Source organism: Microcystis sp. 49638_E5 (assembly GCF_021300285.1).
Classification (GTDB): Bacteria; Cyanobacteriota; Cyanobacteriia; order Cyanobacteriales; family Microcystaceae; genus Microcystis; species Microcystis aeruginosa_C.
Map to the genome: position 1 here is coordinate 1 of NZ_JAJTDH010000120.1, position 7,918 is coordinate 7,918.

The 7,918-nt window shown below is 47.3% G+C and carries 4 protein-coding genes; 1 reads left to right on the forward strand and 3 read right to left on the reverse strand.

Annotated elements, in window-relative coordinates:
* Nucleotides 1-173: 173 nt before the first annotated feature.
* Nucleotides 174-1,610: a TM0106 family RecB-like putative nuclease gene (locus tag LW728_RS21020; protein WP_287670841.1), complete on the reverse strand. Its 1,437-nt coding sequence runs from the start codon at nucleotides 1,608-1,610 to the stop codon at nucleotides 174-176.
* 267 nt (nucleotides 1,611-1,877) lie between these two features.
* On the opposite strand from LW728_RS21020, the gene LW728_RS21025 reads away from it, so the two are divergent.
* On the forward strand, nucleotides 1,878-3,092 hold the full coding sequence (locus tag LW728_RS21025) for an aminotransferase class V-fold PLP-dependent enzyme (protein WP_004269000.1): 1,215 nt from the start codon (nucleotides 1,878-1,880) through the stop codon (nucleotides 3,090-3,092).
* Nucleotides 3,093-3,110: 18 nt separating this feature from the next.
* On the opposite strand, the gene LW728_RS21030 is transcribed toward LW728_RS21025, so the two are convergent.
* The gene (locus tag LW728_RS21030; protein ID WP_287768069.1) at nucleotides 3,111-7,283 is read right to left on the reverse strand and encodes a DEAD/DEAH box helicase; all 4,173 of its coding nucleotides are present in this window, start codon (nucleotides 7,281-7,283) and stop codon (nucleotides 3,111-3,113) included.
* A gap of 54 nt (nucleotides 7,284-7,337) precedes the next feature.
* Nucleotides 7,338-7,808, reverse strand: coding sequence for a DUF29 domain-containing protein (locus LW728_RS21035; protein ID WP_287670847.1), 471 nt, complete (start codon nucleotides 7,806-7,808; stop codon nucleotides 7,338-7,340).
* Nucleotides 7,809-7,918 lie beyond the last annotated feature (110 nt).

Below are 7,918 nucleotides of genomic sequence, written 5' to 3' on the forward strand. Positions count from 1 at the left end.
AAAAATCCCTAAATTTTCCCCCCAATCACTCCAATGGTAGGCACTTTTTCAGGGAAAAAAAGTCTAAAAGCCTTATCCAACAAGGTTTTTAGATTTATTCAGCAAACCCTAATTCAAGTGGACTCGTTGAGCCAGAAATTCTCAGCAGTGATGCTAGAAGAATCCACGTCCGTTTACGGCGTGGGGTATGTCAAAAGCCAATCTTTTAGTATAAAGGTGGCGCGACAATCATCCTCATTGTAACGCAAAATAGCCGCCAATAAAGTCCGATCTCCTGTTTTTAACCACTGGTCATACCACCAAACGCATTGATCCCCGCTTACTCCTCGATCGCGCCATTGGAAGCCAATCCAGTTAGCGAGGGATTTTAAAGAATAACTTTCCACGGGAAAAGTTACGGAATTAACTACATAATAGTGCAGATCAAAACAGCGAGAAACTAACTGATTAATCAAAGAAGAAGGAGTTTTATAAAGATAACCCAATCGCTTAATTGTTTCCACTTCGTACTCAGAAAAGTGAAAAATGGGTGCTTGATAATCCTGCATGACTAAGGTTAAAAATTCCTGCCAAATCCTGCCTTCATCTTCTGGCTTTTCTGCCAAAAAGGGATAAAATTGCTGGGTATTAACTCGATAATCAACGCGTAAAATCCCCAAAAGATAATCTAAATTCTGTTCTGGTTCCGCTTCGATGTCAAAATAAAATTCAATCTCGGCCCTCGGTAGGGGAGACAAATAAGCAGTTTTCCCGTTACTTTTGCGAAAGGCCCGATTTTCAATAATTGCTTGGGCCTGTAATTGTAACTGATTAGCCACCTCTAACCCCATACCCTCCCCCATACGGGTAGGACAGGTAAGCGCCAGGGATTCCATGGTGGAAACCCCCAAAGACTGTAAAAATTGGTAACGACTGGGAGTCACCCCCGGAACTAAAGAAAGATGTTGACTCGCTTGAGCGATACCATAACAGTGACTATACCAATGACATAAACTGCAACGCTGACGCGAGATAAAAACTTCTGGTTCTTGGCGATTAATCACCATTTCGCCGAACTTTTTGATTATTTCCTCTAGTTTAGTTAACCAGAGATTCAATTCCACCCGATAGCGATTATGACGACGTAGGACAATTTCGGCATAACCAGGAAAAACTCCCTGCATACTGGCTAATAAATAGGCGTAAAAAGTAGCCAGCAGCTTATATTCAGGCTTAGGACGGCGACCGAGTTGAATATTGAGGGGATAATAAATCCAATCGCCAAATTTCGACTTTCCTGCCTGTTTAATTAATAAATGGGGGGAACCGGTTAAAGAGACGGGATAGCCGGATTGTAACAGGACTCCGTGATAAATACAGGATACCCCCTGACGCATCAAAGCTTCCGTTTCCCTAGCGGCGGCTAAAATATCGCTGGTGGGAGTAGTCAGGGAATAATAATCGGGATAGGAGTCTTGTAGGACTTTTTTAACGTGACTTTGACTCTCTTGGCGCAATTTAAGCAAAAAATCTCGCTCAGGGTCTTTTTCTTGGCTATTGCCGTAGAGATTTAAAAACCCACGGCGTTGACAACGTTGGTAGTCTAGAAGTAGATCATCGGTCAGTAGCATTCTATACAAGGAGAAAAGTTAAGCTTTCCTGGACCTGTGAGGTAAAGTAAAAAATAATAAACTTAAAAAAAGAAAACATTCCCAAGTGTGTTTCCTCTACTCTAATACTATTGTGACAATTGCGACTGAATCCGTCGATAGAATTCAGCCGTCGGTCGTTGGGAGTCAGGAAATGGGGAAATGGGGAATTCAACTAAAACCCTAAAACCCCAAAACCCAACACCTTCTAACTGATAACTGATAACTGACCCCCCAATCTCCTCGCTTATGCAGAATTTAGACGAAAATAGCCTCGATTTCGCCGTTAGTAAACCGGATTTAGCCGAACAAAGACAGGAATTTCGGGGACTTAGCAATAAAGTTTATTTTAATTTCGGTGGTCAGGGAACCTTGCCCAAGGCGGGATTAGAAGCGATTATCGATGCCCATAATTTTCTCCAACAAAAGGGGCCTTTTTCAGGACGGGTAAACGATTGGATTACCAAAAAAACGGAACTTCTCAGGCAAGAAATGGCTCAGGAGTTGGGAATTAGCCCCAGCACTCTCTCTATCACCGAGGATGTCACTGTAGGCTGTAATATCGCCCTCTGGGGGGTTGATTGGCAAGCGGGGGAACATATTTTACTAACCGATTGTGAACACCCCGGAATTATCGCCACGGTTCGGGAAATTGCCCGTCGTTATCATCTGGAAATCTCCACTTGTCCTATTCGGGAAACTTTAAACGGCGGCAACCCGATAGAAGTGATTTCCGCTCATTTACGTCCCAAAACTAGGGTTTTGGTGGTCAGTCATGTTCTCTGGAATACTGGACAGGTTTTACCCCTCAAGGAAATCTCGCAACTTTGTCATGATAATTCTGTCACCGAAAAACCCGTTTTAGTGGTGGTGGATGCTGCCCAATCCGTGGGTTGTTTGCCCTTGGATTTAAGCGCCACTGCCGCCGATTGTTATGCTTTTACAGGTCATAAATGGTGGTGTGGACCGGCCGGTGTGGGAGGATTGTATATTCGTCCCGAAATTTTCCCTAGTTTACAGCCCACTTTTATCGGTTGGCGAGGTATTGAAACAGATAAGCAAGGACAGCCTATCGGTTGGAAACCCGATGCTAGACGCTTTGAAGTGGCCACTTCTGCCTATCCTCAATTTGAGGGTTTAAGGGCAACTATTGCGGTACATAACGCCTGGGGTGATGGGGGACAAAGATACGAAAAAATCTGTCAATTAGCAGCCTATCTCTGGGGAGAATTAAACACAATTAAAGGGGTGAAATGTTTAAAAAATTCTCCGCCAGAATCTGGTTTAGTTTCCTTTCAAATTGACTCGACCATCAGCCCACAAAATTTAGTGCAACAGCTAGAAAAACAAGGGTTTTTACTGCGAACTCTCCTCGACCCCCTCTGTGTGCGTGCCTGTGTTCATTATTTCACTTTGCCATCAGAAATCGAGCAGTTAGTAGCAGCTATCAAAAAGTTAGTTTAAACCGCGTCGGGGATATTTTTATCCCTCGGCCATTAAGCGTAATAATTCGTCGGTAGATAACTTGCCGCTGGCGTCGGTCCCCTCCAATAAACTATCGGCGAGATCGCGTTTATGGTGGTGCAGATCGACAATTTTTTCCTCGATCGTATCCTTGGCCACTAAGCGATAAATCGTCACCGGACGTTTTTGGCCGATGCGGTGGGCGCGATCGGAGGCCTGATCCTCCACTGCGGGATTCCACCAGGGATCAAGATGGATAACATAATCGGCCGCGGTGAGATTTAATCCTGTCCCCCCGGCCTTTAAACTAATTAAAAATACGTCCCCTTCCCCCGCTTGAAAAGCTTTCACCTGTTTCTGCCGATCGCTGGCTGGGGTACTACCATCGAGGTATTGATATTTTATCTGCCTTTGATCGAGATAACTGCGGATAATGGCTAAATGATCAACAAATTGACTAAACACCAAGGCTTTATGCTGATTATCTAATAACTCATCCAGAATTTCCCCGAAACGGGACAATTTCGAGCCGGCTAAATCCAAATCTGGAGCCACTAACTGCGGATGACAGCAGGCCCGGCGTAATTTCATGATCTCTGCCAGTACCTGGAGATGTTTCGCTCCGGCGGTACTGTCACTCTCGCTTAATTTCTCCAAAGCACGCCGCCGTAAGGCCTCGTAAAACGCCTTCTCCTCGACGCTTAACTCGATCGGGACTAAAATCTCGGTACGCGGCGGTAATTCCGCCAGAACTTGGTTTTTTGTGCGCCGGAGAAGGAAAGGCCGCACCAGTTTTTTTAACTGTTCGCGAGCGGTTTTATCGCCGTATTTTTCGATCGGGGTGGCGAAACGGCGATCAAAACTTTCCAAGGATCCCAACAATCCGGGGTTAATAAAACGGAAAAGATTCCATAATTCCCCTAAATGATTCTCGATCGGTGTTCCCGTGGTGATTAATTTAAAATCCCCCCGCAGATTCATGGCTGCTTTCGATCGCTTGGTGGAGAAATTCTTAATCGCTTGGGCCTCATCGAGAACGATTGTCCGCCATTCTACCCCAGCCAACATGGTGGCCACTTCTTCCTGCTGTAATAACCCATAGCTACAGACCAACAGATCGAAGGGTTGCAGTCGATCGAGTAGTGCTTGCCGATCGCCTGTTCCCAATTGGATGATATTTAAGGTGGGTGCGAACCTTTCCGCCTCACTAATCCAGTTCAAACAGACTGAAGTAGGAGCGATCGCTAAAGTCGGCCCCTCCGAGGCGCGGGTAAGGATTACTGCCAGGGCCTGTAAAGTCTTCCCTAATCCCATATCATCGGCCAAACAGGCCCCGGCCCCCCACTGGGCCAGCCTAGCTAACCAGCGAAAGCCTTCCAGTTGATAGTCGCGCAATTCTGCCTGTAGAGTTGAGGGGACTTCCGGGGTAAAATCCTGACTCTCCTGAAAGCGTTGTAAATTGTCGCGCCAACGTTTATCGGCCTTGAGTTGTCCCACTTCCTCAGTCAGTTCGGAGAGAATCGGGGCAGCGAAGGGATGAAACCGCAAACCGTCGCCGGACTTTTCCGAGAAAGCACGCATTTCCTGTAACCGTTCCCGAAATGCCTCGGTTAGGGCGAGAAATTGACCATCTCCGAGGGGAATAAACCGCCCCGGCGATCCCTCTAGCAGTTTCATCAACTCCTGCATACTCAGGACTGATTTCTCCTCTAGGTGCAGTTCCCCACTGACCGCAAACCAATCCCGTTGACTGTGGATATTTAGGTGTAGGTCTTGTAATCGAAGCTGACGCGTCACCCGCCATTTTTCCCCTTCCGGCCATTCCACGAGGACGCTATCGTTTAATTCCCGCAATTCTAGCAGTAGATCTAGACAATCCTCCGGATTTTCTAGCCGCCATTCCCCATTTTCCTCCTCAAAACTGATCAGGATCGGACAAGAATCGATCGCTGTTTGGGCCAGTTTTTTCTCTAGGGCCAGATCCCTAGTTGTTTGCAGCCGTTCCCCCTCAATCTCGGCGATTACTGTTTCTCCCCCTTTTCCAGGCTGGAAATAGGGACCGGCTGCCCCAAAAGGACGACTGAGAACCGCCACTTTTAGACCCTCCCCAGCCGGTAAGAGATGAATCCGGGGTTGACTATCGGCTGCCACTGACCGGGCTGCTTTTCCTCCGCCGATATCGGAATGTACTGTCACTATCCCGGACAGGGAATTGATCGCGGCCAGGACTTTTTCCCGGCCCTTGTCGGGGACTTCTAAGCGGTTGCTTTTGCCGATAATGTCGGCGATGCTTCGGTGTTCTGGCTTGACTTCGATTACCTTAATGCGAGTGGGGGTTTCTTTCCAAATCAGCACTTCTTGGTGATCGCTGAGATCGGGCAGTAAAGAGAGGATTAATTTACCCGATTTTTCCTTACTTACTCGCAATTCCGGTTCCCCGGCGACGATTTCTGCCCGCGTTCTGGGGGAATCTTCCCAAAACACCAGGGGATGACCGATCAGTTCGATAATAGCCCGGCGCTCAAAGTGATACTCGTTCTGGCCATAGTAACTGGATTCCACGAAGATATGGGCGCAAATTTTCAGATCCTGCGGGGTTAAATAGTCAATTTCCCCGGTTTTTCGCAGACGTTTAAGGGAGACGGGACGGCCACGACTCCAATTACCCCGCGCGTCGAGTTTCTGTTCTTTTGGTTGCAGGAAATAATCCTCGGAATGGATAGAGAGAAACCAAGCAAGGCGGAAGACGGGGTTAGATTTACCCGGGGTTGGTGTTGGCGCGCACAGATTAGTCAAGGCATTCAGGCACAGTTGCCAAGCTTCTTGGGGTTCGATCGCATCCACCAGGGGGGAAGAGAGATGCCATTTTATAACCACCTCCGCTTCCGGCGCTCGATCGAGTCGGGACAGTAGGGCCCCGGTTTCCAGGGCTAACCAATGGTAGCCAGCCGCCTTGGCATCTTTGTAGAGAGGCAAGAGTAGGCGGGGCAGATGTTTTTTAGCGATGTCGCTACTCATCCAGTAGAGACAGATACTATAGAGAAGAGTCTCTAGACCCTGGCCCATTTGGTAGGGATTGATCGCCGCGTCGATGATTGCGTCTTTGGCCTGTATATCTCCCTGACGGGCAACGATGATTTTTTCCAGACGGGCATAGATAGGACTGAAAGGATGATCGTTTTGACGCGTCACCCAACTGGTATAGCTGGCGGCTTCCGCGAGACGTTCGGGGGTTCCTTCTTTGAGGAGGGCAAAAATAAAGGAGAAGCCGCTAATTGAAGAAAAATAGATTTTTTGTTTTCCTTTGGCTTTTTTTAGGGCTTTAAGGGCGAGGGTATATTCTTGGATCGCTTTGCTGTTTTTCCCCTCTAGAAAGGCAATCCAACCCCGGATCGCCCCGATTGCTGCTGCTTGGCTTTCCGGGAAGGGGCGATCGAGATACCGACGCACTTTATCGCTTTGTCCTCGGATGATTGCCTGTTCGAGCCACAAATGGGCTTCGGAAACACTGGTCTGGTCTTGACAGAGTTCTTCTAGGAGGGAAAAAGCTCCATCGGCGCGAGTTATTTTTTCAAAAGCCTTGACAAGAATGCTATTTAGTGCTAACGCCTGAAATTTGGTCGGTTGCGTCCGTAACCAATCCCCATCGAAGGGGTTATCGTAGATGAGAACCAGAAGGTCTTCTAGGCTAGTTTTTGGGGAAGAATAGCTGGTTTTCTGATAATCGGCGATTTGTTGTTCGACCGAGTTGAAATCCTGACAATAGATGGCCAGACGGATTTCTCGGATTAATTGCTCTTTTCCCTGAAAAACTAGGCTTTCATCCCAACGAGTTCGGGGTTGCGGCAGTTTGTCCTTGATGATCTCGGCAAAACGCTTGAATTCCCCCTTGCTAACGCTATCACGGCTGGCAATCTCGACGAGGAGGGGATGACAGCGCAGCCCATAGCCTTTGTCCTGGATGATTACTTCCGCTTCTAGGAGGCGATCTAAATGGGATTTCAGGGTTTGGCCGTTAAATCGCCGGTTGTTCTCGTCGCGGTAATGGGCTTGATTTAAACAGTCTAGAAAAGTGCTGCGGGCGATCGGTTCATAGATTAGGGAAAAAAGACGGACAATCACCTGATCGAGTGCCGATAATTGTTGGTAGCGTTCGATGATTTGGCGGCGGATTTGCTCGATATCTTTCATATTCGGTTATATTCGTTTATACTCCTGATGGTTTTGCTGGGACTTGATCGCAATTTATAGACGGGTTTCCAAAAAAGGTTCGATATCGATGGGGAACCAATCCCCGTCTAATACCTGTTCGAGGGTGAATATAGACTCTAGGGGAATCGCATTTTTATCGACGATTCTGGCGTTAATCAGGGATTTTCTAGCGGTTAAATAGGCTTTCTCCCAAGAATCGCGGGCATGGTTGACGAGGGTGGCACTATCTATTTTTTGTTCTAATTGCGATCGGAAAGCCGCGATCTCCACTATCCAGTGACGGGCATTCCGTTCTTTTTCCGATTCCCAATAGGATAGTTTTAGCAAGTGTTCGATTAAAACAGTTAATAAACTCGTTATTGCCTGTCTCTCGCTTTTTCCCATGCACTCCACCTCTTCGATCAGGTTTTCCCAGTCCACCAGGTCAAACTCTTTTCTCTTTAACAGTTCGGCGGTTTTTTCTGTCCAGAGAACAAAATCTTCCTCGTAGAGAGCGGTCATCATCGAAAATTTGGGTCTGAAACCCCGCCGTTTTACGGCGGCTTTGCTGTTAAATATTAGCACATTTACGAAATATATGCTAAAATGTGAGGTATGGAAAAAGCCTATTCTTA

Excerpts from the sequence above, each read along its gene's own strand:
- LW728_RS21030 (WP_287768069.1), bottom strand. The coding sequence starts at position 7,283 with ATGAAAGATATCGAGCAAATCCGCCGCCAAATCATCGAACGCTACCAA.
- LW728_RS21025 (WP_004269000.1), top strand. The coding sequence starts at position 1,878 with ATGCAGAATTTAGACGAAAATAGCCTCGATTTCGCCGTTAGTAAACCG.
- LW728_RS21035 (WP_287670847.1), bottom strand. The coding sequence starts at position 7,808 with ATGATGACCGCTCTCTACGAGGAAGATTTTGTTCTCTGGACAGAAAAA.
- LW728_RS21020 (WP_287670841.1), bottom strand. The coding sequence starts at position 1,610 with ATGCTACTGACCGATGATCTACTTCTAGACTACCAACGTTGTCAACGC.